The organism is Streptomyces sp. NPDC031445 (assembly GCF_055581365.1).
On sequence record NZ_JBVIJO010000001.1, the window covers coordinates 1,016,699 to 1,042,023 of the forward strand.

24 protein-coding genes are annotated in these 25,325 nt (G+C 72.1%); 20 read left to right on the forward strand and 4 right to left on the reverse strand.

The window, feature by feature from the left end:
• Positions 1–47: 47 nt before the first annotated feature.
• From idi to galE, 3 genes are all read right to left on the reverse strand, one after another.
• Positions 48–641 (reverse strand): isopentenyl-diphosphate Delta-isomerase, encoded by a 594-nt coding sequence (gene idi / locus ACZ5DC_RS04225; RefSeq protein WP_468649185.1) that lies wholly within the window; start codon positions 639–641, stop codon positions 48–50.
• A gap of 176 nt (positions 642–817) precedes the next feature.
• Positions 818–1,759: a cation diffusion facilitator family transporter gene (locus tag ACZ5DC_RS04230; RefSeq protein ID WP_468649187.1), complete on the reverse strand. Its 942-nt coding sequence runs from the start codon at positions 1,757–1,759 to the stop codon at positions 818–820.
• A gap of 139 nt (positions 1,760–1,898) precedes the next feature.
• Positions 1,899–2,870, reverse strand: a complete 972-nt coding sequence (gene galE, locus ACZ5DC_RS04235; protein WP_468649189.1) for a UDP-glucose 4-epimerase GalE — start codon at positions 2,868–2,870, stop codon at positions 1,899–1,901.
• 265 nt (positions 2,871–3,135) lie between these two features.
• Here galE and ACZ5DC_RS04240 point away from each other — a divergent pair, with 265 nt between their 5' ends.
• From ACZ5DC_RS04240 to ACZ5DC_RS04335, 20 genes are all read left to right on the forward strand, one after another.
• Positions 3,136–4,968 (forward strand): DUF5941 domain-containing protein, encoded by a 1,833-nt coding sequence (locus ACZ5DC_RS04240; protein ID WP_468649191.1) that lies wholly within the window; start codon positions 3,136–3,138, stop codon positions 4,966–4,968.
• Positions 4,965–5,717, forward strand: a complete 753-nt coding sequence (locus ACZ5DC_RS04245) for a phosphocholine cytidylyltransferase family protein (RefSeq protein ID WP_468649193.1) — start codon at positions 4,965–4,967, stop codon at positions 5,715–5,717. Before ACZ5DC_RS04240 ends, ACZ5DC_RS04245 begins: the two co-directional genes overlap by 4 nt.
• Positions 5,705–6,766: an iron-containing alcohol dehydrogenase family protein gene (locus ACZ5DC_RS04250; RefSeq protein WP_468649195.1), complete on the forward strand. Its 1,062-nt coding sequence runs from the start codon at positions 5,705–5,707 to the stop codon at positions 6,764–6,766. Before ACZ5DC_RS04245 ends, ACZ5DC_RS04250 begins: the two co-directional genes overlap by 13 nt.
• Positions 6,744–7,523, forward strand: a complete 780-nt coding sequence (locus ACZ5DC_RS04255; RefSeq protein ID WP_468649197.1) for a CDP-alcohol phosphatidyltransferase family protein — start codon at positions 6,744–6,746, stop codon at positions 7,521–7,523. Before ACZ5DC_RS04250 ends, ACZ5DC_RS04255 begins: the two co-directional genes overlap by 23 nt.
• A gap of 8 nt (positions 7,524–7,531) precedes the next feature.
• Complete coding sequence (locus ACZ5DC_RS04260) at positions 7,532–8,404, forward strand: glycosyltransferase family 2 protein (RefSeq protein WP_468649199.1); 873 nt, start codon at positions 7,532–7,534, stop codon at positions 8,402–8,404.
• A 90-nt stretch (positions 8,405–8,494) separates the two neighbouring features.
• Positions 8,495–9,424 (forward strand): ABC transporter permease, encoded by a 930-nt coding sequence (locus tag ACZ5DC_RS04265; protein ID WP_468649201.1) that lies wholly within the window; start codon positions 8,495–8,497, stop codon positions 9,422–9,424.
• Positions 9,417–10,205: an ABC transporter ATP-binding protein gene (locus ACZ5DC_RS04270; RefSeq protein ID WP_468649203.1), complete on the forward strand. Its 789-nt coding sequence runs from the start codon at positions 9,417–9,419 to the stop codon at positions 10,203–10,205. The genes ACZ5DC_RS04265 and ACZ5DC_RS04270 overlap by 8 nt, the downstream gene beginning before the upstream one ends.
• Before the next feature lie 361 nt (positions 10,206–10,566).
• The gene (gene hpnC / locus ACZ5DC_RS04275; protein WP_468649205.1) at positions 10,567–11,463 is read left to right on the forward strand and encodes a squalene synthase HpnC; all 897 of its coding nucleotides are present in this window, start codon (positions 10,567–10,569) and stop codon (positions 11,461–11,463) included.
• The gene (hpnD, locus tag ACZ5DC_RS04280) at positions 11,460–12,422 is read left to right on the forward strand and encodes a presqualene diphosphate synthase HpnD (RefSeq protein WP_468649207.1); all 963 of its coding nucleotides are present in this window, start codon (positions 11,460–11,462) and stop codon (positions 12,420–12,422) included. Before hpnC ends, hpnD begins: the two co-directional genes overlap by 4 nt.
• A gap of 38 nt (positions 12,423–12,460) precedes the next feature.
• Positions 12,461–12,685, forward strand: a complete 225-nt coding sequence (locus tag ACZ5DC_RS04285; RefSeq protein ID WP_468649928.1) for a DUF6380 family protein — start codon at positions 12,461–12,463, stop codon at positions 12,683–12,685.
• The gene (gene hpnE / locus ACZ5DC_RS04290) at positions 12,682–14,100 is read left to right on the forward strand and encodes a hydroxysqualene dehydroxylase HpnE (protein WP_468649209.1); all 1,419 of its coding nucleotides are present in this window, start codon (positions 12,682–12,684) and stop codon (positions 14,098–14,100) included. The genes ACZ5DC_RS04285 and hpnE overlap by 4 nt, the downstream gene beginning before the upstream one ends.
• Positions 14,100–15,233 carry a polyprenyl synthetase family protein gene (locus ACZ5DC_RS04295; protein WP_468649211.1) on the forward strand — a complete coding sequence of 378 codons (1,134 nt, stop codon included), beginning with the start codon at positions 14,100–14,102 and terminating at the stop codon, positions 15,231–15,233. The genes hpnE and ACZ5DC_RS04295 overlap by 1 nt, the downstream gene beginning before the upstream one ends.
• 119 nt (positions 15,234–15,352) lie before the next feature.
• Positions 15,353–17,383 carry a squalene--hopene cyclase gene (gene shc, locus ACZ5DC_RS04300; RefSeq protein ID WP_468649213.1) on the forward strand — a complete coding sequence of 677 codons (2,031 nt, stop codon included), beginning with the start codon at positions 15,353–15,355 and terminating at the stop codon, positions 17,381–17,383.
• A gap of 1 nt (position 17,384) precedes the next feature.
• Positions 17,385–18,026: a phosphorylase family protein gene (locus ACZ5DC_RS04305; protein WP_468649215.1), complete on the forward strand. Its 642-nt coding sequence runs from the start codon at positions 17,385–17,387 to the stop codon at positions 18,024–18,026.
• 5 nt (positions 18,027–18,031) lie between these two features.
• The gene (gene hpnH / locus ACZ5DC_RS04310; RefSeq protein ID WP_014676208.1) at positions 18,032–19,054 is read left to right on the forward strand and encodes an adenosyl-hopene transferase HpnH; all 1,023 of its coding nucleotides are present in this window, start codon (positions 18,032–18,034) and stop codon (positions 19,052–19,054) included.
• A gap of 4 nt (positions 19,055–19,058) precedes the next feature.
• Positions 19,059–20,192, forward strand: a complete 1,134-nt coding sequence (ispG, locus tag ACZ5DC_RS04315; protein WP_468649217.1) for a flavodoxin-dependent (E)-4-hydroxy-3-methylbut-2-enyl-diphosphate synthase — start codon at positions 19,059–19,061, stop codon at positions 20,190–20,192.
• Between the two features lie 31 nt (positions 20,193–20,223).
• Positions 20,224–22,122: a 1-deoxy-D-xylulose-5-phosphate synthase gene (gene dxs / locus ACZ5DC_RS04320; protein WP_468649219.1), complete on the forward strand. Its 1,899-nt coding sequence runs from the start codon at positions 20,224–20,226 to the stop codon at positions 22,120–22,122.
• The gene (locus ACZ5DC_RS04325; protein ID WP_468649221.1) at positions 22,119–23,504 is read left to right on the forward strand and encodes an aspartate aminotransferase family protein; all 1,386 of its coding nucleotides are present in this window, start codon (positions 22,119–22,121) and stop codon (positions 23,502–23,504) included. Before dxs ends, ACZ5DC_RS04325 begins: the two co-directional genes overlap by 4 nt.
• 90 nt (positions 23,505–23,594) lie before the next feature.
• On the forward strand, positions 23,595–24,224 hold the full coding sequence (locus ACZ5DC_RS04330; RefSeq protein WP_366749153.1) for a helix-turn-helix domain-containing protein: 630 nt from the start codon (positions 23,595–23,597) through the stop codon (positions 24,222–24,224).
• Positions 24,221–24,343, forward strand: coding sequence for a DUF6126 family protein (locus ACZ5DC_RS04335; protein WP_468649223.1), 123 nt, complete (start codon positions 24,221–24,223; stop codon positions 24,341–24,343). The genes ACZ5DC_RS04330 and ACZ5DC_RS04335 overlap by 4 nt, the downstream gene beginning before the upstream one ends.
• Positions 24,344–24,372: 29 nt before the next feature.
• Here the strand turns inward: ACZ5DC_RS04335 and ACZ5DC_RS04340 are convergent, their stop codons facing one another.
• Complete coding sequence (locus ACZ5DC_RS04340; RefSeq protein ID WP_468649225.1) at positions 24,373–25,170, reverse strand: tyrosine-protein phosphatase; 798 nt, start codon at positions 25,168–25,170, stop codon at positions 24,373–24,375.
• Between the last annotated feature and the right edge of the window lie 155 nt (positions 25,171–25,325).

A 25,325-nucleotide genomic window follows, 5' to 3' on the forward strand; every position in this document is an offset into this window, starting at 1 on the left:
CGCCGGCCGCCCCTGCCGGCCACGGGACCGCCGCACCGCCGTGGCGGTCACCAGCCGGCGGACGGGCCCGTCAGCTCCCTGATCGCCGGGCGGGCGGCGTCCAGGACGGTCATGAACCAGGCCGAGAACGGCTCCCGGGCGTGCCGCTCGGCCAGCTCGGCCGCCGTCACGAAGGCGACCTCGGCGACCTCCTCCGGGTCCGGTCCGAGCGACGCCTGCACCAGGCCGACGAAGAGGTGGTTGAACTCCTGCTCCACCAGGCCGGAGACGGGGTCCGGGTGGTTGTAACGGACCGTGCCGGCCTCCCCGAGCAGCGACGGCGACACGCCCAGCTCCTCGTACGTGCGCCGGGCCGCCGCCGCGAACGGCGCCTCGCCCGGGTACGGGTGACCGCAGCAGGTGTTGGACCACACACCGGGGGAGTGGTACTTGCCGAGCGCCCGCTGCTGGAGCAGCAGCCGGCCCTGCTCGTCGAAGAGGAACACCGAGAACGCCCGGTGCAGCTGCCCCGGCGGCTGGTGGGCGGCGAGCTTCTCCGCCGTACCGATCGTCACACCCTTCTCGTCGACCAGTTCCAGCAAAATCGCCTCTGCGGTGCCCTCCGACGAGCTCTGCGTCGCGGTGGCAGGTGTGATCGGCATACCCATCCTTCGCCTCGGTCTTCGCACCCCAAGTCTGCCGTACGAATCCGGCACTCCCGGCACGTCCCGCGCGTCCGCGCGCGGCGCGGCACCGGGAGCCGGACCCGGTAGATCATCGTGCCCGGAGCCGGACGCGGGGAACCGTCCGGGGGTGCGCCGAACGGCAGTGCGTGCGGTCAGTGGCACAGCCGCGCTTCGTGCTCCGCGTGCCCGCCCGGCTCCAGCTGGAAGGTGCAGTGCTCCACGTCGAAGTGGTCGCCCAGGCACCCCTGGAGCTCGTGCAGGATCTTCTCGTGCCCGCTGGCGTTCAGCACCTCGGAGCTGACCACCACGTGCGCCGACAGCACCGGCATGCCCGAGGTGATCGTCCAGGCGTGCAGGTCGTGGACGTCCTCCACGCCGTCGAGGGCCAGGATGTGCGTCCGCACGTCCGCCATGTCGACGCCCTTGGGAGCCGCCTCCAGCAGCACGTCCAGCGTCTCGCGCAGCAGCTTCAGCGTCCGCGGCACGATCATCAGCCCGATGACCAGCGAGGCGACCGGGTCCGCCGCCTGCCAGCCGGTGGTCAGGATCACCGCGGCCGAGATCAGCACCGCGACCGAGCCCAGCGCGTCCGCCGCCACCTCCAGGAAGGCGCCGCGCACGTTCAGGCTCTCCTTCTGCCCGCGCATCAGCAGCACCAGCGAGACGGAGTTCGCCACCAGGCCGATCAGACCGAACACGACCATCAGGCCGCCCCGGGTCTGCGCGGGCTCCATGAACCGCTGGACCGCCTCGTAGAGGACGTATCCGCCCACCCCGAGCAGCAGCAGACAGTTGGCCAGGGCCGCGAGGATCTCGGCGCGGGCGTAGCCGTAGGTGCGGTTGGTGCTCGCCGGACGGTTCGCGAAGTGCACGGCGAGCAGGGCCATGCCGAGGCCCACCGCGTCGGTGGCCATGTGCGCCGCGTCCGCGATCAGCGCGAGCGAGTCCGCGATCAGGCCGCCGGCGATCTCGACGACCATCACCAGGAGCGTGATGCCCAGCGCGATCCTCAGCCGGCCCCGGTACGCGCCCGTGGCCGTACCCGTGGCCGGCGCGTGGGAGTGCGCGTGCCCGTGGTCGTGCCCTGCCCCCATGACTACCACCTTCCGTAGGGCTGCCCGGAGGGCCCAGTGAACTACGGGTAGGGGGTATGGGGCAACGCGGCACTGAACACCGTTGTCATGTGCCGTGACCTGCGGAAACGTTCCGCAGGTCAGGGCGCCGGGGGCCGCGTCAGCCGCCGTGGTGCAGCCGCCAGCCCGCCCACGCCGACTCGATCGTCTCCCGCACCCCGCGCCGGGCCCGCCAGCCCAGCGCCTCGGCGGCCCGCTCCGCCGAGGCCACCGCGCGCGGGGCGTCACCGGGGCGGCGCTCCTCCACCACGGGCGCCCGGCGGTCCCCGCTGACCTCCCCGATGACCGTGATCAGCTCGCGCACCGAGACCCCCTCGCCCCGGCCGATGTTCAGCGTCAGATCACCGGTGAGGTCCCCGGCGGCCAGCCTGCGGGCCGCCGCCAGGTGCGCGTCCGCCAGGTCGGCGACGTGGATGTAGTCCCTGACACAGGTGCCGTCCGGCGTCGGGTAGTCGTCGCCGAAGATGCGCGGGGCCTCGCCCCGGGTGAGCCGGTCGAAGACCATCGGCACGATGTTGAAGACGCCCGTGTCCGCCAGCTCCGGCGCCGCGGCGCCGGCCACGTTGAAATAGCGCAGGCACACGGTGGAGATCCCGTGCGCCCGCCCCGCCGCCCGCACCAGCCACTCACCGGCCAGCTTGGTCTCGCCGTACGGGTTCACCGGGACGCACGGGGTGTCCTCGGTGATCAGGTCCACGTCCGGGTTGCCGTACACCGCCGCCGACGACGAGAACAGCAGCCGGCCGATGCCCGCCTCGGCCACCGCGTCCAGGAGCGTGGCCAGCCCTCCCACGTTCTCCCGGTAGTAGCGGGTCGGCTGGGCCACCGACTCCGCGACCTGCTTGCGCGCCGCGAGATGGACGACACCCGTCACGCCGTGCTCCGCGAAGATTCGCTTCAGCAGCGCCCCGTCCAGCGTCGATCCCTGGACCAGCGGCACCTCGGCCGGGAGCCGCGCGGGCACGGCGGCCGACAGGTCGTCCAGCGCCACGACGCTCTCCCCGGCGCCCGCCAGGGCCCGGGCCACATGCGCTCCGATGTATCCGGCTCCGCCGGTGATCAGCCACGTCATGGTCGTCCACCCTATGCCGAACATCCCCGTGTCCCGGTTGCCCGGGTCTGCCCCACGGGTTTGTGGGCCGGCCCCCGCATCCCCGATGATGATCGCGGCGAAGGCCGGGGCAGCCCCCCGTGGGCCGGACCGTGAACGGCCGGTGAACACCGGCTCCGGACCATCCGATACCCTCTGCCGACATGCCGCCCGGGTGCCGCAGGCAGGGCGCCCCACGATGCGAGAGACCGGCGCCAGCGCGCCGGCACCCAGGGAGTGAGTTCGGTTGCCGACCGCCATCGTCACCGGTCAGCCGGTCCCCGGATCGTCACTGGAGAGCGATCTGCGGTCCCTCGGCTTCGACGTGCGCGTGGCCGCCGGCGCCGCCGAGACGGAGTCCCTGCTCGCGGCCGTGCCGGCCGACCGGCGGGTGGCCCTGGTCGACGCCCGTTTCGTCGGCCACCTCCACGCGCTGCGCCTCGGCCTGACCGACCCGCGCTTCCCGCTTGCCGCCGTGCCCGGTGCCGTCACCGCCCAGCCGGCCGCCCGGCAGGCGCTCGCCCGGGCCGTGGCCCGCGAGAGCGCCGCGCCCGTCGGTACGGCCACCGCGCACGCGGCCGGCGGCGGCGCCCCCGCGCTCGCCCTGGACAGCCTCGCCGACCGCGTCGCCGGCACGCTGGACGCCGACGGCGGCGCGGTGCACCGGCCCGAGCTGGGCAGCCTGGTCGCCGCCGTGCCCGCCGACCCGCAGGCCCGCAACGAGGCCCGGCAGGCCGTCTCCGCCGTCGACGACGAGGCCGTCCGCCTGAAGTCGGCCGTGAAGTCCCGGGACGGCTTCTTCACCACGTTCTTCATCAGCCCCTACTCGCGCTACCTCGCCCGCTGGTGCGCCCGTCGCGGCCTGACCCCCAACCAGGTCACCACGGCCTCGCTGCTCACCGCCCTGATAGCGGCCGGCTGTGCGGCGACCGGCACCCGGGGCGGCTTCGTGGCGGCCGGGGCGCTGCTGATCGCCTCCTTCGTCCTGGACTGCACCGACGGCCAGCTCGCCCGCTACGCCCTGAAGTACTCCACCCTCGGCGCCTGGCTGGACGCCACCTTCGACCGGGCCAAGGAGTACGCCTACTACGCCGGCCTCGCCCTCGGGGCGGCCCGGGGCGGCGACGACGTGTGGGCCCTCGCCCTCGGCGCGATGATCCTCCAGACCTGCCGGCACGTGGTCGACTTCTCCTTCAACGAGGCCAACCACGACGCCACCGCCAACACCAGCCCCACCGCCGCCCTCTCCGACAAGCTCGACAGCGTCGGCTGGACCGTGTGGCTGCGCCGGATGATCGTGCTGCCGATCGGCGAGCGCTGGGCGATGATCGCGGTCCTCACCGCGGTCACCACCCCCCGGATCACCTTCTACGTCCTGCTCGCCGGCTGCGCCTTCGCGGCGGCGTACACCACGGCGGGCCGCGTGCTGCGCTCGGTGACCCGCAAGGCGCGGCGCACCGACCGGGCGGCGCAGGCCCTCGCCGACCTCGCCGACCCGGGCCCGCTCGCCGGGGTGGTGCGGCGCGTGGCCGGCAAGGGCCTGCCCGGGTTCGCCGTGCCCGCCGTCGCCCTGCTCGGCGGCGCCGTGGTCGTGGCCTGCTCGGCCCTCACGGACTTCGGCGGGCCGCTGCCCGTCGCCGGCGCCGTCGTGTACGTCCTCACCTCGGCCCTCGCCGTCGCCCGCCCCCTCAAGGGCGCCCTCGACTGGCTCGTCCCGCCCTTCTTCCGGGCCGCCGAGTACGGAACCGTCCTCGCCCTGGCCGGTGAAGCGCACGTGAACGGGGCCCTTCCGGCGGCTTTCGGCCTGGTGGCGGCCGTCGCCTACCATCACTACGACACGGTGTACCGCATCCGCGGCAACGCCGGAGCGCCCCCGGCCTGGCTGGTGCGCTCCATCGGGGGGCACGACGGGCGGACCCTGCTCGTCACCGTTCTGGCCGCGGTACTCACCGGTGCGCAGTTCACTGTCGCGCTCACCGTCCTCGCCGTGGCCGTCGCCCTGGTGGTGCTCGTCGAGAGCATCCGCTTCTGGGTGTCCGCCGGGGCGCCCGCCGTACACGACGAAGGAGAAACCGCATGATCGGCCTCGTGCTGGCGGCCGGCGCCGGACGCCGTCTGCGCCCCTACACCGACACCCTGCCCAAGGCTCTGGTGCCGGTGGGTCCCGAGGGCGCGGAGGAGTCGCTGACGGTCCTGGACCTCACCCTGGGCAACTTCGCCGAGGTGGGGCTGACCGAGGTCGCGGTCATCGTCGGCTACCGCAAGGAGGCCGTGTACGAGCGCAAGGCGGCCCTGGAGCGGAAGTACGGCCTGAAGCTGACGCTCATCGACAACGACAAGGCCGAGGAGTGGAACAACGCCTACTCCCTGTGGTGCGGCCGTGACGCGCTGAAGGACGGCGTGATCCTCGCCAACGGCGACACCGTGCACCCGGTCTCCGTCGAGAAGACCCTGCTCGCCGCGCGCGGCGAGGGCAAGCGGATCATCCTCGCCCTGGACACGGTGAAGAGCCTGGCCGACGAGGAGATGAAGGTCGTCGTGGACCCCGCCAAGGGTGTGCGCAGGATCACCAAGCTGATGGACCCGGCGGAGGCGACCGGTGAGTACATCGGCGTCACCCTGATCGAGGGCGAGGCGGCGCAGGAGCTGGCCGACGCGCTGCGGACGACCTTCGAGCGCGACCCGCAGCTGTACTACGAGGACGGCTACCAGGAGCTGGTCGACCGCGGCTTCAAGGTCGACGTGGCGCCGATCGGCGACGTGAGCTGGGTCGAGATCGACAACCACGACGACCTCGCGCGCGGACGGGAGATCGCGTGCCAGTACTGACCCGGCTCATCCCCTCGCCGGTCGTCGTCGACATCCGCCCGGGTGCCCTGGACGACCTGGCCTGTGTCCTCGCCGACCAGCGGATCTCGCACTCCGGGCGGCTCGCCGTCGCCGTCAGCGGCGGCTCCGGGGCCCGGCTGCGCGAGCGCGTCGCCCCCACGCTGCCCGGAGCCACCTGGTACGAGGTCGGCGGCGGCACCCTGGACGACGCCGTCCGGCTGGCCGGCGAGATGAAGGCCGACCACTACGACGCGGTCGTCGGCCTCGGCGGCGGCAAGATCATCGACTGCGCCAAGTTCGCCGCGGCACGCGTCGGCCTGCCCCTGGTCGCCGTACCGACGAACCTCGCGCACGACGGCCTGTGCTCACCGGTCGCCACCCTCGACAACGACGCGGGCCGCGGCTCCTACGGCGTGCCCAACCCGATCGCGGCCGTGATCGACCTGGACGTCATCCGCGAGGCCCCGGCCCGCTTCGTGCGCGCCGGCATCGGTGACGCCATCTCCAACATCAACGCGGTCGCGGACTGGGAGCTGGCCAACCGCGTCAACGGCGAGCAGATCGACGGCCTGGCCGCCGCCATGGCCCGGCAGGCGGGCGAGGCGGTGCTGCGGCACCCCGGCGGCATCGGGGACAACACGTTCCTCCAGGTGCTCGCCGAGGCGCTGGTCCTCACCGGTGTCGCCATGTCGATCTCCGGTGACTCCCGGCCGGCCTCGGGCTCCTGCCACGAGATCAACCACGCCTTCGACCTGCTCTACCCCAAGCGCGCCGCGGCCCACGGCGAGCAGTGCGGCCTCGGCGCCGCCTTCGCGATGTACCTGCGCGGCGCCCACGAGGAGTCGGCGTACATGGCCGAGGTGCTGCGCCGCCACGGGCTTCCGGTGCTGCCGGAGGAGCTCGGTTTCACGGTGGACGAGTTCGTCCGCGCGGTGGAGTTCGCCCCCGAGACCCGGCCGGGCCGCTACACGATCCTCGAACACCTCCAACTCAAGACGAACCAGATCAAGGACATCTACGCCGACTATGTCAAGGCCATCGGTAGCTGAACTCCGTCCGGTCGTCCACCCCGCGGGGGTGAAGGACCGGCGCAGCGGTGAGCACTGGGCGGGACGCCTCTACATGCGCGAGGTGTCCCTGCGCGTCGACCGCTACCTGGTGAACACCAGGGTCACGCCCAACCAGCTCACGTACCTGATGACCGTCTGCGGCGTGCTCGCGGCCCCGGCCCTGCTGGTGCCGGGGATCGCGGGCGCCGTGCTCGGCGTGGTCGCCACCCAGCTCTACCTGCTGCTGGACTGCGTCGACGGCGAGATCGCCCGCTGGAGGAAGCAGTACTCCCTCGGCGGGGTCTACCTCGACCGCGTCGGCGCCTACCTCACCGACGCGGCCGTCCTGGTCGGTCTCGGCCTGCGCGCCGCCGACCTGTGGGGCACCGGCCGGATCGACTGGCTGTGGGCCTTCCTCGGCACCCTCGCCGCGCTCGGTGCCATCCTGATCAAGGCCGAGACCGACCTGGTCGGCGTGGCCCGGCACCAGACCGGCAGGCCCCCGGTGCAGGAGGCCGCCGCGGAGCCGCGGTCCTCCGGCATGGCGCTGGCCCGCCGGGCCGCCTCGGCGCTGAAGTTCCACCGGCTGATCCTCGGCATCGAGGCCTCGCTGCTCATCGTCGTCCTCGCGATCGCCGACCAGGCCCGCGGCGACCTGTTCTTCACCCGCCTCGGCACGGCCGTCCTCGCCGGCATCGCCCTGCTCCAGACGCTGCTGCACCTGGTGTCCATCCTCGCCTCCAGCAGGCTGAAGTGAGCGCGCCCATGAAGGTCGGTGCCGTCATCATCACCATGGGCAACCGGCCCGAGGAGCTGCGGGCCCTGCTCGACTCCGTCGCCAAGCAGGACGGCGACCCGGTCCAGGTGGTCGTCGTCGGCAACGGCTCGCCCGTCCCGGACGTGCCCGAGGGCGTGCGGACCGTCGAGCTGCCCGAGAACCTGGGCATCCCCGGCGGGCGCAACGTCGGCATAGAGGCCTTCGGGCCCGGCGGTCGCGATGTCGACATATTGCTCTTCCTCGACGACGACGGCCTGCTCGCCCGCCACGACACCGCCGAGCTGTGCCGCGCGGCCTTCGCCGCCGACCCGGAACTGGGCATCATCAGCTTCCGCATCGCCGACCCCGACACCGGCGAGACGCAGCGCCGGCACGTGCCCCGGCTGCGCGCCTCCGACCCGATGCGCTCCTCCCGGGTCACCACGTTCCTCGGCGGCGCCAACGCCGTGCGCACCCGCGTCCTCGCGGAGGTCGGCGGGCTGCCGGACGCGTTCTTCTACGCGCACGAGGAGACCGACCTGGCATGGCGGGCCCTCGACGCGGGCTGGATGATCGACTACCGGTCCGACATGGTGCTGTACCACCCCACGACCGCCCCGTCGCGGCACGCGGTCTACCACCGCATGGTCGCCCGCAACCGCGTCTGGCTCGCCCGCCGCAACCTCCCGGCCCTGCTGGTCCCGGTCTACCTCGGCGTCTGGCTGCTGCTCACGCTGCTCCGCCGCCCCTCGCGGCCGGCCCTGAAGGCATGGTTCGGCGGCTTCCGGGAAGGCTGGACCACGCCCTGCGGTCCCCGCCGGCCGATGCGCTGGCGTACGGTGTGGCGGCTCACCCGGCTGGGCCGTCCGCCGGTCATCTGACAAGCTCGTCCCCCAAGGGCCCGGGCGCCCGCGGACGGGCGCACGGGACGACGAACCCGCACGCGAATCCGAAGACGAAAGTTTCCACCTGTGAGTGAGACCACGCACGACGGCACGGTCGCCGTGACCGCGGCCGCGCCGCCCGACGAGGGGCTGACGTCGGCCCAGCTCGCCGCCAAGTACGGGCTCGCCGTGAGCGGCGCCCGGCCCTCGCTCGTGGAGTACGTCCGTCAGCTCTGGGGGCGCCGCCACTTCATCCTCGCCTTCTCCCAGGCGAAGCTGACCGCGCAGTACAGCCAGGCCAAGCTCGGCCAGCTCTGGCAGGTGGCCACGCCGCTGCTGAACGCGGCCGTGTACTTCTTCATCTTCGGGCTGATCCTGCACGCCAGCCGCGGCATGTCCCGGGACGTGTACATCCCGTTCCTGGTCACCGGCGTGTTCGTGTTCACCTTCACGCAGAGTTCGGTGATGTCGGGCGTCCGCGCGATCTCCGGCAACCTCGGCCTGGTGCGGGCCCTGCACTTCCCGCGCGCCTCGCTGCCCGTCTCCTTCTCGCTCCAGCAGCTCCAGCAGCTGCTGTTCTCGATGATCGTGCTGTTCCTCGTGGCGATCGGGTTCGGCAGTTATCCGGACATGTCCTGGCTGCTGATCGTTCCGGTGCTCGCCCTGCAGTTCCTCTTCAACACCGGCCTCGCGCTCATCATGGCCCGTGCGGGCGCCAAGACCCCGGACCTGGCCCAGCTCATGCCGTTCGTGATGCGGACGTGGATGTACGCCTCGGGCGTGATGTTCTCCATCCCGATCATGCTGGAGGACAAGCCGCAGTGGATCGCGACGGCGCTGCAGTGGAACCCGGCCGCCGTCTACATGGACCTGATGCGTTTCGCCCTGATCGACGGCTACGGTTCCGAGAACCTGCCCGACCACGTGTGGGCGGTGGCCGGCGGCTGGGCCGTGCTCTTCGCCGTGGGCGGCTTCGTGTACTTCTGGAAAGCGGAGGAGCGGTACGGCCGTGGCTGAGCAGAACACCGAGGACCGTCGCCCGACGGTCATCGCGGACGACCTGCACATCGTCTACCGGGTCAACGGCGCCAAGACCGGCAAGGGCAGTGCCACGGCGGCCCTGAGCCGGATCCTCAGGCGCCGCTCCGACGACGCGGCGCGCGGGGTGCGCAAGGTGCACGCGGTGCGCGGGGTGTCCTTCGTCGCCTACCGCGGCGAGGCTATCGGCCTGATCGGCTCCAACGGCTCCGGCAAGTCGACGCTGCTGCGGGCCATCGCCGGCCTGCTGCCCGCGGAGAAGGGCAAGGTCTACACCGACGGCCAGCCGTCCCTGCTGGGCGTGAACGCGGCCCTGATGAACGACCTCACCGGCGAGCGGAACGTCATCCTGGGCGGGCTCGCCATGGGCATGTCCCGGGAGCAGATCAAGGAGCGCTACCAGGACATCGTCGACTTCTCGGGCATCAACGAGAAGGGCGACTTCATCACCCTGCCGATGCGCACCTACTCCTCCGGCATGGCGGCGCGCCTGCGCTTCTCCATCGCCGCCGCCAAGGACCACGACGTCCTCATGATCGACGAGGCCCTGGCCACCGGCGACCGCAAGTTCCAGAAGCGCTCCGAGGAGCGCATCCGGGAACTGCGCAAGGAGGCCGGCACGGTCTTCCTGGTCAGCCACAACAACAAGTCCATCCGTGACACCTGCAACCGGGTGCTGTGGCTGGAGCGCGGTGAGCTGCGCATGGACGGGCCGACCGAAGAGGTCCTCAAGGAGTACGAGAAGTTCACGGGCAAGTGACCCGTTTCGGCCAGGGCCCCGCCGGAATCCCTCCGGACGGGGCCCTTCCGTCTGCAAAGGAAACGTCAACTCCGTCTGCTGTTAGGAATCTTGAAGGCAATCGGTGTGTTGTTGTGATGTGCAGGACACCCTGCCGCGCCGCGCCGCGTTGTACAACGTAAGCTGTACCGGCGTCGGAAAGCGGCAAGTGGGGCGATAATGCGCGCCCTCCTGCGGCGGACACGCCTGTGCGGAGCGGGGCGGCGTGTCCGAAATAGTGTGTATCGGATCGGCAGTGTAGAACGGGAGATGTGACGGCAATGGCTACGGAAACTCCCCTGCTCGGCGGAGCATGTGCCGTCCGCGCCCCGGGCAGCGCCCGATGACGGCCACCGCCGAGGCGCCCGACCTGGAACGCGCCACCCTGGACAAGGCCGCGAGCGAGAACTTCCCGGTGGCCCCCTTCTTCCTGCCCCGGGCCTGGCGCGCCGACCTCATGGCCGTCTACGGCTTCGCCCGTCTGGTGGACGACATCGGCGACGGCGATCTCGCCCCCGGCGGCGCCGACGCCCGGCTGCTCGGCGTGTCGCCCGCCGGGGCCGCCGACCGCCTGGTCCTCCTCGACGCCTTCGAGGCCGACCTGCGCCGCGTCTTCGACGGCACCCCGCGCCACCCGCTGCTGCGCCGCCTGCAGCCCACGGTCCGCCGCCACGGCCTCACCCCCGAGCCGTTCCTCGGGCTGATCGCCGCCAACCGCCAGGACCAGCTCGTCACCCGGTACGAGACCTACGACGACCTCCTCGCCTACTGCGAACTCTCCGCCAACCCGGTCGGTCGCCTCGTCCTCGCCGTCACCGGCACCTCCACCCCCGAGCGGATCCGCCTGTCCGACGCGATCTGCACGGCGCTCCAGATCGTCGAACACCTCCAGGACGTCGCCGAGGACCTCGGCCGCGACCGGATCTACCTGCCCGCCGAGGACATGAAGCGTTTTCACGTCCGGGAAGCGGACCTCGCCGCGAAAATCACGGGCGCATCGGTGCGCGCCCTGGTTGCATACGAAGCACAACGCGCCCGCGATCTGCTGAATGAAGGCTCCCCCCTGGTGGGTAGCGTCCACGGCAGGCTCAAGCTGCTGCTCGCAGGGTTCGTGGCGGGAGGAAGGGCGGCGATCAGGGCGATCGCCGCCGCCGAATACGACGTACTTCCCGGCCCGCCCCGACCCGGCAAGGTCCAGTTGCTGCGTGAGGCGGGCGTGATCCTGCGAGGAGAGGGGTGATCCGGACCGTGGATTCTCCGCCGCACGTGTCCGCACCGGTACTCGCCGCCTACAGCTACTGCGAGGCCGTCACCGGGCAGCAGGCCCGTAACTTCGCCTACGGCATCCGGCTGCTGCCGACGGCCAAGCGCCGCGCCATGTCGGCGTTGTACGCGTTCTCCCGGCGCGTGGACGACATCGGCGACGGCGAGCTGGCCGGCGAGGTCAAGCTGGCGCGGCTGGAGGACACCCGGGCGCTGCTCACCCGGATCCGCGAGGGCGAGGTCGAGGAGGACGACACCGACCCGGTGGCCGTCGCCCTCAGCCACGCCGCCCGCGCCTTCCCGATCCCGCTCGGCGGCCTGGACGAGCTGATCGACGGCGTCCAGATGGACGTGCGCGGGGAGACCTACGAGACCTGGGACGACCTCAAGGTCTACTGCCGGTGTGTCGCCGGTGCCATCGGCCGTCTCTCGCTCGGCGTGTTCGGCACCGAACAGGGCGCGCGCGGCGCCGAGCGCGCGGCGGAGTACGCCGACACGCTGGGCCTGGCCCTCCAGCTCACCAACATCCTGCGCGACGTCCGCGAGGACGCGGCCGGCGGCCGTACCTACCTGCCCGCCGACGACCTCGCCAAGTTCGGCTGCTCGGCCGGGTTCAACGGGCCGACCCCGCCGGAGGGCTCCGACTTCGCGGGCCTCGTGCACTTCGAAGTGCGGCGCGCCCGCGCCCTGTTCGCCGAGGGCTACCGGCTGCTGCCCATGCTCGACCGCCGCAGCGGCGCCTGCGTGGCCGCGATGGCCGGCATCTACCGCCGGCTGCTCGACCGCATCGAGCGCGACCCGGAGGCCGTCCTGCGCGGCCGGGTCTCGCTGCCCGGACACGAGAAGGCCTACGTCGCCGTGCGCGGCCTGTCCGGGCTCGACACCCGGCACGTGACCCGCCATGTCTCCCGGCGCTCCGTCCGGAGGCGCGCCTGATGCAGCGCACCGCACCAGAGCCGGCCGAACCGGACGGCATGCGACAGGCAACCCTCCTCGTCGGCGTGGCGTCCCTGACTGCGACGGCCGGGCGTGCACCGTTCAGCCATCGGGCGCGCGCCCCGAAGACGCGCGGGGCTGTGTCCGTCACGCGGCTGCCGCCGCGTGGCCACGACCAGCCACGACCGGCCCGCGAACGGCTGACGGCCCCTGCGGGCCCTGGCCGCGGAGCGCTCGCGCACGCACGGAAGGACGCACGATGAGTGACGGCGCACCCCCCGCACCGGCGCCGCCCGGCACGGCGGGCCGCAGCGCGGTCGTGGTCGGCGGCGGCCTCGCCGGGATCACCGCGGCGCTCGCCCTCGCCGACGCGGGCGTCCGGGTCACCCTGCTCGAAGGCCGGCCCCGGCTGGGCGGCCTCGCCTTCTCCTTCCAGCGCGGCGAACTGACCGTCGACAACGGCCAGCACGTGTACCTGCGCTGCTGCACCGCCTACCGCTGGTTCCTCGAACGGATCGAGGGCGCGGCGCTGGCGCCGCTGCAGGACCGTCTGGACGTGCCCGTCGTCGACGTCGCCAAGCCCGCGGGGCGGCGGCTCGGCAGGCTGCGGCGCGACCCGCTGCCCGTCCCCCTCCACCTGGGGCGCAGCCTGGCCGCCTATCCGCACCTCTCGCTCGCCGAGCGCGCGGCCGTCGGGCGGGCCGCGCTCGCGCTGAAGGGACTCGACCTCGCCGATCCGGCCTTGGACACCCAGGACTTCGGCAGCTGGCTGGCCGCGCACGGTCAGTCGGCGCGCGCCGTCGAGGCCCTGTGGGACCTGGTCGGGGTCGCCACCCTCAACGCGGTCGCGGGCGACGCCTCGCTGGGGCTCGCCGCGATGGTGTTCAAGACCGGTCTGCTGTCCGACCCGGGCGCGGCCGACATCGGCTGGGCCCACGTCCCGCTGGGCGAACTGCACGACCGGCTGGCCCGCAAGGCGCTCGACTCCGCGGGCGTGCGCACCGAGGTCCGTACACGCGTCACCTCCGTCTCCAACAACGAGAACGGGACGTGGAGCGTTCAGGTTCCCGGCGAGAACATCGAGACCGACGCGGTCGTCCTCGCCGTACCCCAGCGCGAGGCCCACGACCTGCTGCCGCCCGGCGCCCTCGACGCGCCCGAGCGGCTGCTCCGGATCGGCACCGCGCCGATCCTGAACGTCCACGTGGTGTACGACCGCAAGGTGCTCGCGCGGCCCTTCTTCGCCGCCCTCGGCACCCCCGTGCAGTGGGTGTTCGACCGCACCCACGCCTCCGGGCTGCGCACCGGACAGTACCTGGCGGTGTCCCAGTCGGCCGCGCAGGACGACATCGACACCCCGGTCGCCGAACTCCGCGAGCGCTACCTGCCCGAGCTGGAGCGGCTGATCCCGGGCACCCGCGCGGCCGAGGTGCTGGATTTCTTCGTGACCCGGGAGCGCACGGCGACGTTCGCCCCCACCCCCGGCGTCGGGCGGCTGCGGCCCGGCGCCCGCACCAAGGCCCCCGGCCTGTACCTGGCCGGAGCGTGGACCGCCACCGGGTGGCCCGCGACCATGGAGAGTGCGGTCCGCAGCGGAGTGAGCGCGGCCGACGCGGCGCTCGGCGCCCTGGGCCGGCCCCGCCCGCGCCACCTCTTCGCGTTCGAGGAGGCGGCCTGATGCCCCGCCGGCAGGCGGCCGGCCCCCGCACCCCCGGTACCGCAACAAGAGGAGAGACTGTGCCCACTGTGCCCCCGGCCTCGACGCCCGCTCCACGGGCCGCGGTGGACGTCACCGCGCTGCTGGAGCGCGGCCGGACCCTGGCCACACCGGTGCTGCGCGCGGCCGTCGACCGCCTGGCGCCTCCCATGGACACCGTCGCCGCCTACCACTTCGGCTGGATCGACGCCGCCGGCAACCCCGCCGACGGCGACGGCGGAAAGGCCGTCCGCCCCGCGCTCGCCGTGCTCTCCGCCGAGGTCACCGGCGCCGCACCCGAGGCGGGCGTCCCGGGCGCGGTCGCCGTCGAACTCGTGCACAACTTCTCCCTGCTGCACGACGACCTCATGGACGGCGACGAGCAGCGCCGGCACCGGGACACCGTCTGGAAGGTGCACGGCCCCGCCCAGGCCATCCTGGTCGGTGACGCCCTGTTCGCCCTCGCGGGCGAGGTCCTGCTGGAACTCGGCACGGTCGAGGCCGGCCGCGCCGCCCGCCGGCTGACCACGGCCACCCGCGCCCTGATCGACGGTCAGGCCCAGGACATCTCCTACGAGCACCGCGACCGGGTCAGCGTCGAGGAGTGCCTGGAGATGGAGGGCAACAAGACCGGCGCCCTGCTCGCCTGCGCCTGCTCCATCGGCGCGGTCCTCGGCGGCGCGGACGACGTCACCGCCGACGCGCTGGAACGGTACGGCTACCACCTCGGCCTCGCCTTCCAGGCCGTGGACGACCTGCTCGGCATCTGGGGCGACCCGGAGGCCACCGGCAAGCAGACCTGGAGCGACCTGCGCCAGCGCAAGAAGTCCCTGCCCGTCGTGGCCGCGCTCGCGGCCGGCGGCCCCGCCTCCGAGCAGCTCGGCGACATCCTCGCCGCCGACGCCAAGAGCAGCGACTTCGAGAACTTCTCCGAGGAGGAGTTCGCGGCCCGCGCCGCCCTCATCGAGGAGGCGGGGGGCCGCGAGTGGACGGCGGCGGAGGCACGCCGTCAGCACACCATCGCCATCGAAGCCCTCGACGCCGTCGACATGCCCGACCGGGTACGGGACTCCTTCACGGCGCTCGCGGACTTCGTCGTCGTACGGAAGAGATGATCACCATTGGGCTGACGAGCCTCGCGTAGTCGCCGGCCGGTCTCCGCCCATCTCGCAGGAGACCGGCCGACGGCGGACCCACAGCAGCACGACTCGCACGACTGCACGAAGGGGAAGCCATGACAGCGACGACCGACGGAAGTACCGGGGCGACCTTGCCGCCCCGGGCTGCCGCGGCCAGCGACACCACCCTCACCACCCCCGAGGCGGCCGGGGTACAGGAAGCCGCCGCGCGCGCCGCACGGCGCGCCACCGACTTCCTGCTCTCCCGGCAGGACTCGGAGGGCTGGTGGAAGGGCGACCTGGAGACCAACGTCACCATGGACGCCGAGGACCTGCTCCTGCGGCAGTTCCTGGGCATCCAGGACGAGGAGACCACGCGGGCCGCCGCGAAGTTCATCCGCGGTGAGCAGCGTGAGGACGGCACCTGGGCCACCTTCTACGGCGGCCCCGGCGAACTGTCGACCACGATCGAGGCGTACGTCGCCCTGCGCCTGGCCGGCGACGCGCCCGACGCCCCGCACATGGCGAAGGCGTCCGCCTGGGTCCGCGAGCGCGGCGGCATCGCCGCCGCCCGCGTGTTCACCCGGATCTGGCTCGCCCTGTTCGGCTGGTGGAAGTGGGAGGACCTGCCCGAACTCCCCCCGGAGCTGATCTGGTTCCCCACCTGGATGCCGCTCAACATCTACGACTTCGGATGCTGGGCCCGGCAGACGATCGTCCCGCTCACCATCGTCTCGGCCAAGCGCCCGGTGCGCCCCGCACCCTTCGCGCTGGACGAACTGCACACCGACCCGGCCCGGCCCAACCCGCCCCGCCCCCTGGCCCCGCTGGCCAGCTGGGACGGCGCCTTCCAGCGCATCGACAAGGCGCTGCACCAGTTCCGCAAGGTCGCCCCGCGCAGGCTGCGCAAGGCCGCGATGAACGCGGCGGCCCGCTGGATCATCGAGCGGCAGGAGAACGACGGCTGCTGGGGCGGCATCCAGCCCCCGGCCGTGTACTCGGTCATCGCCCTGCACCTGCTCGGCTACGACCTCCAGCACCCCGTGATGCGTGAGGGCCTCGCCTCGCTGGACCGTTTCGCGGTCTGGCGCGAGGACGGCGCCCGCATGATCGAGGCCTGCCAGTCCCCGGTCTGGGACACCTGCCTCGCCACGATCGCCCTCGTGGACGCCGGTCTGCCCGTCGACCACCCGCAACTGGTCAAGGCGGCCGACTGGATGCTCGGCGAGGAGATCGTCCGGCCCGGCGACTGGGCCGTGAAGCGTCCCGGACTGCCGCCGGGCGGCTGGGCGTTCGAGTTCCACAACGACAACTACCCGGACATCGACGACACCGCCGAGGTCGCCCTCGCGCTGCGCCGGGTCCGGCACCACGACCCCGAGCGCGTCGACAAGGCGATCGGGCGGGCCGTGCGCTGGAACCTCGGCATGCAGTCGAAGAACGGCGCCTGGGGCGCCTTCGACGTCGACAACACCAGCCCGTTCCCCAACCGGCTGCCGTTCTGCGACTTCGGCGAGGTCATCGACCCGCCGTCCGCGGACGTCACCGCGCACGTCGTGGAGATGCTCGCCGCCGAGGGCCTCGCCCACGACCCGCGCACCCGGCGCGGCATCGACTGGCTGCTCGCCGAACAGGAGCCCAGCGGCGCTTGGTTCGGCCGCTGGGGCGTCAACTACATCTACGGCACGGGCTCGGTGGTGCCCGCGCTGACCGCGGCCGGACTGCCCGGCTCGCACCCGGCGATCCGGCGGGCCGTGGTCTGGCTGGAGAGCGTCCAGAACGACGACGGCGGCTGGGGCGAGGACCTGCGCTCCTACAAGTACGTCAGGGAGTGGAGCGGCCGGGGCACGTCCACCGCCTCGCAGACCGCGTGGGCGCTGATGGCGCTGCTCGCGGCGGGGGAGAAGGACTCCAAGGCCGTCGAGCGCGGCATCCAGTGGCTGGCCGAGACCCAGCGCGAGGACGGCACCTGGGACGAGCCGTACTTCACCGGCACCGGCTTCCCCTGGGACTTCTCCATCAACTACCACCTGTACCGCCAGGTGTTCCCGCTCACCGCGCTCGGCCGCTACCTGCACGGCGACCCCTTCGAGCGGAAGCTGCTCACCAGGGCCAAGGCGGCCGCGTCACGGGCGACGGGGAGCTGACTTGACCGACCAGCCCGCCCCGGCCCCGCTGCTGATCGCCTGCGCGCTCGGCATCGAGCACCTCGCCCTGCGCACCGGTGACAGGAGCGGGGCGGACGGGCCGTACACCGTCGTCCGCACGGGCATGGGCCCGAAGGCGGCGGAACGCTCCGTCGGCCGGCACCTCGCCGGCCCGGCGGCGGCCGGCACCGCCGTGCTGGCCACCGGTTTCTGTGCCGGGCTCGCGCCCGGCATGCACCCCGGCGACCTGGTCGTCGCCGAGGAGACCCGGGACGCGCACGGGAACGTCCCGTGCGTGGGTACCGACCTGCTGGTCAAGGAACTCGTGCGCCTGCTGCCCGGACGCACGGTCCACACCGGCCCGTTCACCGGCTCCGACCACGTCGTACGGGGGCCCGAGCGGTACGATCTGCTGGCCACCGGCGCGATCGCGGTCGACATGGAGTCGGCGGCCACGCTCCGCACGGCCGTCCGCACGGGCGAGCGCCCCGTCGCGGCCGTCCGGGTGGTCGTGGACGCCCCGGAACACGAACTCGTCCGGATCGGCACGGTGCGCGGTGGAATATCGGCCTTCCGCGTTCTTCGTTCCGTCCTTCCCTCATTTTTTGAATGGCACCGTTCTTTGCTGCTCCCCCGGAGGTGAGCCAGATGGCCATGCCGTTGCGTCAGTCCATCAAGGTCGCGACATACCTGGCTGAACAGAAGCTCCGCAAGCGGGACAAGTTCCCGCTCATCGTGGAGCTGGAACCGCTGTTCGCCTGCAATCTGAAGTGCGAGGGCTGCGGCAAGATCCAGCACCCGGCCGGTGTGCTCAAGCAGCGCATGCCGGTGGCCCAGGCCGTGGGCGCGGTGCTGGAGTCCGGTGCGCCGATGGTGTCCATCGCCGGCGGCGAACCGTTGATGCACCCTCAGATCGACGAGATCGTGCGGCAGTTGGTGGCGAAGCGGAAGTACGTCTTCCTGTGCACCAACGCGATGCTGCTGCGCAAGAAGATGGACAAGTTCACGCCCTCGCCCTACTTCGCCTTCGCCGTGCACATCGACGGGCTGCGGGAGCGGCACGACGAGTCCGTCGCCAAGGAAGGCGTCTTCGACGAGGCGGTGGAGGCCATCAAGGAGGCCAAGCGGCGCGGCTTCCGGGTGACCACCAACTCCACCTTCTTCAACACCGACACCCCGCAGACCATCATCGAGGTGCTCAACTTCCTCAACGACGACCTCAAGGTCGACGAGATGATGATCTCGCCCGCCTACGCCTACGAGAAGGCCCCCGACCAGGACCACTTCCTCGGTGTCGAGCAGACCCGCGAGCTGTTCCGGAAGGCCTTCGCGGGCGGCAACCGCAAGAAGTGGCGGCTCAACCACTCCCCGCTCTTCCTGGACTTCCTGGAGGGCAAAGTCGACTTCCCGTGCACCGCGTGGGCGATCCCGAACTACTCGCTCTTCGGCTGGCAGCGCCCCTGCTACCTGATGAGCGACGGGTACGTGCCGACGTACCGCGAACTCATCGAGAAGACGGACTGGGACAAGTACGGCCGCGGCAAGGACCCGCGCTGCGACAACTGCATGGCGCACTGCGGCTACGAGCCGACCGCCGTCCTCGCCACCATGGGCTCCCTGAAGGAGTCCCTGCGGGCGATGCGCGAGACCGTCTCCGGGAACCGGGAGTGAGGCGATGACCGCCGTTCCCTTGGGCCTTCCCGGGGTTCCGGCCCGTCCGGTCGCGCCGCGACGGCAGTCACGGCAGATCCACGTCGGGCCGGTGGCGGTCGGGGGCGGGGCCCCGGTGTCGGTGCAGTCCATGACGACGACCCGTACCTCGGACATCGGCGCCACCCTGCAGCAGATAGCGGAACTCACCGCGTCCGGCTGCCAGATCGTCCGCGTCGCCTGCCCCACGCAGGACGACGCGGACGCCCTCGCGACCATCGCCCGCAAGTCGCAGATCCCGGTGATCGCGGACATCCACTTCCAGCCGAAGTACGTGTTCGCCGCCATCGAGGCCGGCTGTGCGGCGGTGCGCGTGAACCCGGGCAACATCAAGAAGTTCGACGACCAGGTCAAGGAGATCGCGCGGGCCGCCAAGGACCACGGCACGCCGATCCGGATCGGTGTCAACGCCGGTTCGCTGGACCGGAGGCTGCTGGAGAAGCACGGCAAGGCGACCCCGGAGGCGCTGGTCGAGTCGGCGCTGTGGGAGGCGTCGCTCTTCGAGGAGCACGGCTTCCGCGACATCAAGATCTCCGTCAAGCACAACGACCCGGTCGTGATGATCGAGGCCTACCGGCAGCTCGCCGAACAGTGCGACTACCCGCTGCACCTGGGCGTCACGGAGGCCGGTCCCGCCTTCCAGGGCACGATCAAGTCGGCGGTGGCCTTCGGGGCGCTGCTGTCCCGGGGCATCGGGGACACCATCCGGGTGTCGCTGAGCGCGCCGCCCGTCGAGGAGGTCAAGGTCGGCATCCAGATCCTTCAGGCGCTGGGGCTGCGGCAGCGGCGGCTGGAGATCGTCTCCTGTCCGTCCTGCGGCCGGGCCCAGGTGGACGTGTACAAGCTGGCCGAGGAGGTCACCGCCGGGCTGGACGGCATGGAAGTGCCGCTCCGGGTCGCGGTGATGGGGTGTGTGGTCAACGGTCCGGGCGAGGCCCGCGAGGCCGACCTCGGAGTTGCCTCGGGCAACGGAAAGGGCCAGATCTTCGTCAAGGGCGAGGTCGTCAAGACCGTCCCCGAGTCCAAGATCGTGGAGACGCTCATCGAGGAGGCCATGAAGCTCGCCGAGCGGACGAGCCCCGCAGACCAAGTGAGTTGAGGCAAGGCACGGACCGAGAGGGGGCCCGAGCGTGACCATTCTGGAGAAGATCCGGGGACCACGCGACCTGAAGGCGCTGTCCGAGGCGGAACTCGGTGAACTGTCCGAGGAAATACGTGAGTTCCTGGTGCACGCGGTGTCGAGGACCGGCGGTCACCTCGGCCCCAACCTGGGCGTCGTGGAACTGTCCATCGCGCTCCACCGGGTCTTCGAGTCACCGGTCGACCGCATCCTGTGGGATACCGGCCACCAGAGCTACGTGCACAAGCTCCTGACCGGCCGTCAGGACTTCTCCAAGCTGCGCGGCAAGGGCGGACTGTCCGGCTACCCCTCGCGCGAGGAGTCCGAGCACGACGTCATCGAGAACAGCCACGCCTCCACCGCGCTCGGCTGGGCCGACGGACTCGCCAAGGCCCACCAGGTGCTGGGGGAGAAGGGCCACGTGGTCGCGGTCATCGGCGACGGCGCGCTGACCGGCGGCATGGCCTGGGAGGCGCTCAACAACATCGCCGCGGCCAAGGACCGGCCGCTGATCATCGTCGTCAACGACAACGAGCGGTCGTACGCCCCCACCATCGGCGGCCTCGCCAACCACCTGGCCACGCTGCGCACCACCGACGGCTACGAGAAGGTCCTCGCCTGGGGCAAGGACATGCTCCAGCGCACCCCGGTCGTCGGCTCCACGCTGTACGAGTCCCTGCACGGCGCGAAGAAGGGCTTCAAGGACGCCTTCGCCCCGCAGGGCATGTTCGAGGACCTGGGCCTGAAGTACCTCGGCCCGATCGACGGCCACGACATCGGCGCCGTCGAGTCCGCGCTGCGCCGCGCGAAGCGCTTCCACGGTCCGGTCCTGGTCCACTGCCTCACCGTCAAGGGCCGCGGCTACGAGCCCGCCCTCGCGCACGAGGAGGACCACTTCCACACCGTCGGCGTGATGGACCCGCTCACCTGCGCACCGCTCACCCCGGCGGGCGGCCCCTCCTGGACCTCGGTGTTCGGCGAGGAGATCGTGCGGATCGGCGAGGAGCGGGAGGACGTCGTGGCGATCACGGCGGCCATGCTGCACCCGGTCGGCCTCGGGAAGTTCGCCGAGCGCTTCCCGGACCGGGTGTGGGACGTGGGCATCGCCGAACAGCACGCCGCCGTCTCCGCGGCCGGCCTCGCCACGGGCGGGCTGCACCCGGTCGTCGCCGTCTACGCCACCTTCCTCAACCGCGCCTTCGACCAGCTGCTGATGGACGTCGCCCTGCACCGCTGCGGGGTCACCTTCGTCCTGGACCGGGCCGGCGTCACCGGCGTCGACGGGCCCTCCCACAACGGCATGTGGGACATGTCCGTCCTCCAGGTCGTCCCGGGACTCAGGATCGCCGCCCCGCGCGACGCCGACCAGTTGCGCGCCCAGCTGCGCGAGGCGGTCGCCGTGGACGACGCGCCCACCCTGGTCCGCTTCCCGAAGGAGTCCGTCGGCCCGTCCCTCCCGGCGCTCGGCCGCGTCGGCGGCATGGACGTCCTGCACCGCGCCGAAGAGCCCGAGGTGCTGCTGGTGGCCGTCGGCGTGATGGCCTCCGTGTGCCTCCAGGCCGCCGAGCTGCTCGAAGCCCGCGGCATCGGGTGCACGGTGGTCGACCCGCGCTGGGTCAAGCCGGTCGACCCCGCGCTGCCGGGCCTCGCCGCCGGGCACCGCCTGGTGGCCGTCGTCGAGGACAACAGCCGGGCGGCGGGCGTCGGTTCGGCGGTGGCGCTGGCCCTGGGCGACGCCGACGTGGACGTGCCGGTACGGCGGTTCGGCATCCCGGAGCAGTTCCTCGCGCACGCCAAGCGCGGCGAGGTGCTGGCCGACATCGGTCTCACGCCCGTCGAGATCGCCGGGCGGATCAGCGCGAGCCTGGCCGTCAAGGACGTCGGCGGCGCAGTCAAGGAGAGTGAATGACCACCGAGTTCGACCTCGGCGCCCTGCTCGCCGAGCGCGGAGCCGAGCGCTACGAGCTGCACGCGAGGCACCTCAATCCGCAGCTGCCGCGCATGCTGCACACCATCGGCTTCGACAAGGTCTACGAGCGTGCCGAGGGAGCGCACTTCTTCGACGCGGAGGGCAACGACTACCTGGACATGCTCGCCGGGTTCGGCGTGATGGGCCTCGGCCGCCACCACCCGGTCGTCCGCAAGGCGCTGCACGACGTCCTGGACCTGGACCTCGCCGACCTCACCCGCTTCGACTGCCAGCCGCTGCCCGGCCTGCTCGCCGAACGGCTGCTGGCCCACAGCCCGCACCTGGACCGCGTCTTCTTCGGCAACAGCGGCACCGAGGCGGTCGAGACCGCGCTGAAGTTCGCCCGGTACGCCACCGGCAAACCGCGCGTCCTCTACTGCGACCACGCCTTCCACGGCCTGACCACCGGATCCCTCTCGGTCAACGGCGAGAACGGATTCCGCGACGGCTTCGCCCCGCTGCTGCCCGACACCGCCGTACCGCTCGGCGACCTCGACGCCCTGGCGCGGGAGCTGGCGAAGGGCGACGTCGCCGCGCTGATCGTCGAGCCGATCCAGGGCAAGGGCGTCCACGAGGCGCCACCGGGCTATCTGCGGGCCGCGCAGGAGCTGCTGCACCGGCACAAGGCGCTGCTCATCGCCGACGAGGTGCAGACGGGCCTGGGCCGCACCGGTGACTTCTACGCGTACCAGCACGAGGACGGCGTCGAACCCGACCTGGTGTGCGTCGCCAAGGCCCTCTCCGGCGGCTATGTGCCCGTCGGCGCCACCCTCGGCAAGGAGTGGATCTTCAAGAAGGTCTACTCGTCCATGGACCGGGTGCTGGTGCACTCGGCGAGCTTCGGCTCCAACGCCCAGGCGATGGCGTGCGGGCTCGCCGTGCTCTCGGTCATGGAGAACGAGCAGATCGTCGCCGGCGTGCGCCGGACCGGCGAGCTGCTGAAGTCCCGGCTCGCCGCGCTGGTCGACACCTACGAGCTGCTCGCCGACGTCCGGGGCCGGGGCCTGATGATCGGCATCGAGTTCGGCAAGCCGTCGTCGCTGAAGCTGCGCAGCCGCTGGGCCATGCTCCAGGCGGCCCGCAAGGGGCTGTTCGCCCAGATGGTCGTCGTACCGCTGCTGCAGAAGCACCGCATCCTCACGCAGGTCTCCGGTGACCACCTGGAGGTGATCAAGCTCATTCCGCCCCTGGTGGTCGACGAGGCCGACGTGAACCGGTTCGTGGACGCCTTCACCGCGGTCATGGACGACGCGCACAGCGGTGGCGGCCTGATGTGGGACTTCGGCAAGACCCTGATCAAGCAGGCGGTGGCCAACCGCTGACGGGGGTGCCGGCCGGTACGGCCGCCTCCGCTCTTTTGCCTCAGAGACAAGAAAATTGCCTCTGAGGCAAGACTGCTGCTGAATAGAGGCATGAACGCCTCAGACGCCGCGCCGGCGACGGGCCCGGCTCCGGAGGACGGCCTGCCCGCCGTCGCGCCGCAGCTGCGCGCCCTGCGCCGGCGCGCGGGCCTCACGCTGGAGGCCGCGGCCCGCGACGCCGGGCTCTCCCCGGCCCACCTGTCCCGGCTGGAGACCGGGCAGCGTCAGCCGTCGCTGCCGATGCTGCTCGCGCTCGCCCGTATCTACGGTACGACGGTCTCCGAGCTCCTCGGTGAGACGGCCGCCGACCGGGACGCGATCGTGCGCGCCGCCGACATGGAGCCGACCCGCGCGGGCGGGTGGACGTACGTCCAGGCCGGGGCCCCCGGCCGCGGCATGCAGGCCCTGCGCGTGCGGGTGCCGTACGGCTCGCAGGGCGACATCGTGCGCGTGCACCCGGGCGAGGAGTGGCTCTACGTCCTCAAGGGGCGCCTGCGCCTGCGTCTCGGCGACACCGCGCACCTGCTGGGGCCCGGTGACAGCGCGCACTTCGACTCGCTCACCCCGCACCGCCTCGCCGCCGAGCACCACGACGGCGTGGAGCTGCTGTTCGTCCACACCCTGCTACAGAGCCCCACGGCCACGCTGTGCCTGGGCCCGCTGACCGGAGAGCTGCCATGAGCGACTTCGAGGAGAAGTTCCCCCGATCCCTGTGGATCCGGCTGATCATCTACATCGCCCTCGGGCACGTGCTGGCCGCGTTCCTCTACCTGCTGTTCGCGCTGGGCGGCAAGGGATAGGGGCGCAACCGGCGGCCGGCGTCCTCCCGTCAGTCCAGCAGGCGGGCGCGCAGGCGCTCGCGGGCACCGGGGGTGAGGCCCAGTCCCTCGGCCAGATAGGCGTCGACGTCGCCCCAGGTCTCCTCGATGCTCGCGAACGCCGCCTCCAGGTACTCGGCGCGGGCGTCGAAGAGCGGGTCGAGGAGTTCCATCACCTCGGGGGTGTACGCCGTGTGCGCGCTGCCGCTGCGGCGCACCCGGTAGCGGCGGTGCGCGGCGCCCGACTCCAGGTAGTCGGCGACGATCGCGTCCCGCTCCACCCCGAGCGCGAGGAGCGTGACCGCCACGGAGATGCCAGCGCGGTCCTTGCCGGCCGCGCAGTGCATCAGCGCGGGCACGCTGTCGTCGGCCAGCGCGTGCAGCACGCGCGCGTGCTCGGCGGTGCGCTCCGTGACGATCTTCCGGTAGGAGGCGATCATCCGGGCCGCGCCCTTGCCGTCGTCCAGGATCGCGCGCAGCTGGTCGAGGTCGCCGTCGCGGACCATCTTCCAGAACTCGGCGCCGTCCGCCGGGTCGCTCAGCGGCAGGTTCACGTTCCGCACGCCGGGCAGCTCGACGTCCGGGCCCTCCAGTTCGTGGTCGGCCGCGTTGCGGAAGTCGAAGATCGTGCGCAGGCCCAGGGAGGCGAGGAAGGCCGCGTCCTCCTCCGTCGCGTGCGCCAGGTGCCCGCTGCGGAACAGCACGCCGTGCCGCACCCGCCGCCCGTCCGTGGTCGGCAGCCCGCCCACGTCACGGAAATTGCGCACTCCGGCCAGCTCCGGCTCGGTCGAAGGGACCTGCTGCGTCACGGGGGCTCCTCCCGGTCGGTCCCCGCCGTCGCGGCTCGGCGGCGGGCGCTCCGACGACCATACGGCATCGATTTCCTCGGGCAATGAGTTGTCCACAGGCATTGTCAGAGGGGTCCGCGGCCCTTGATGATGTTGGCACTTGAGCGGATCTGTTT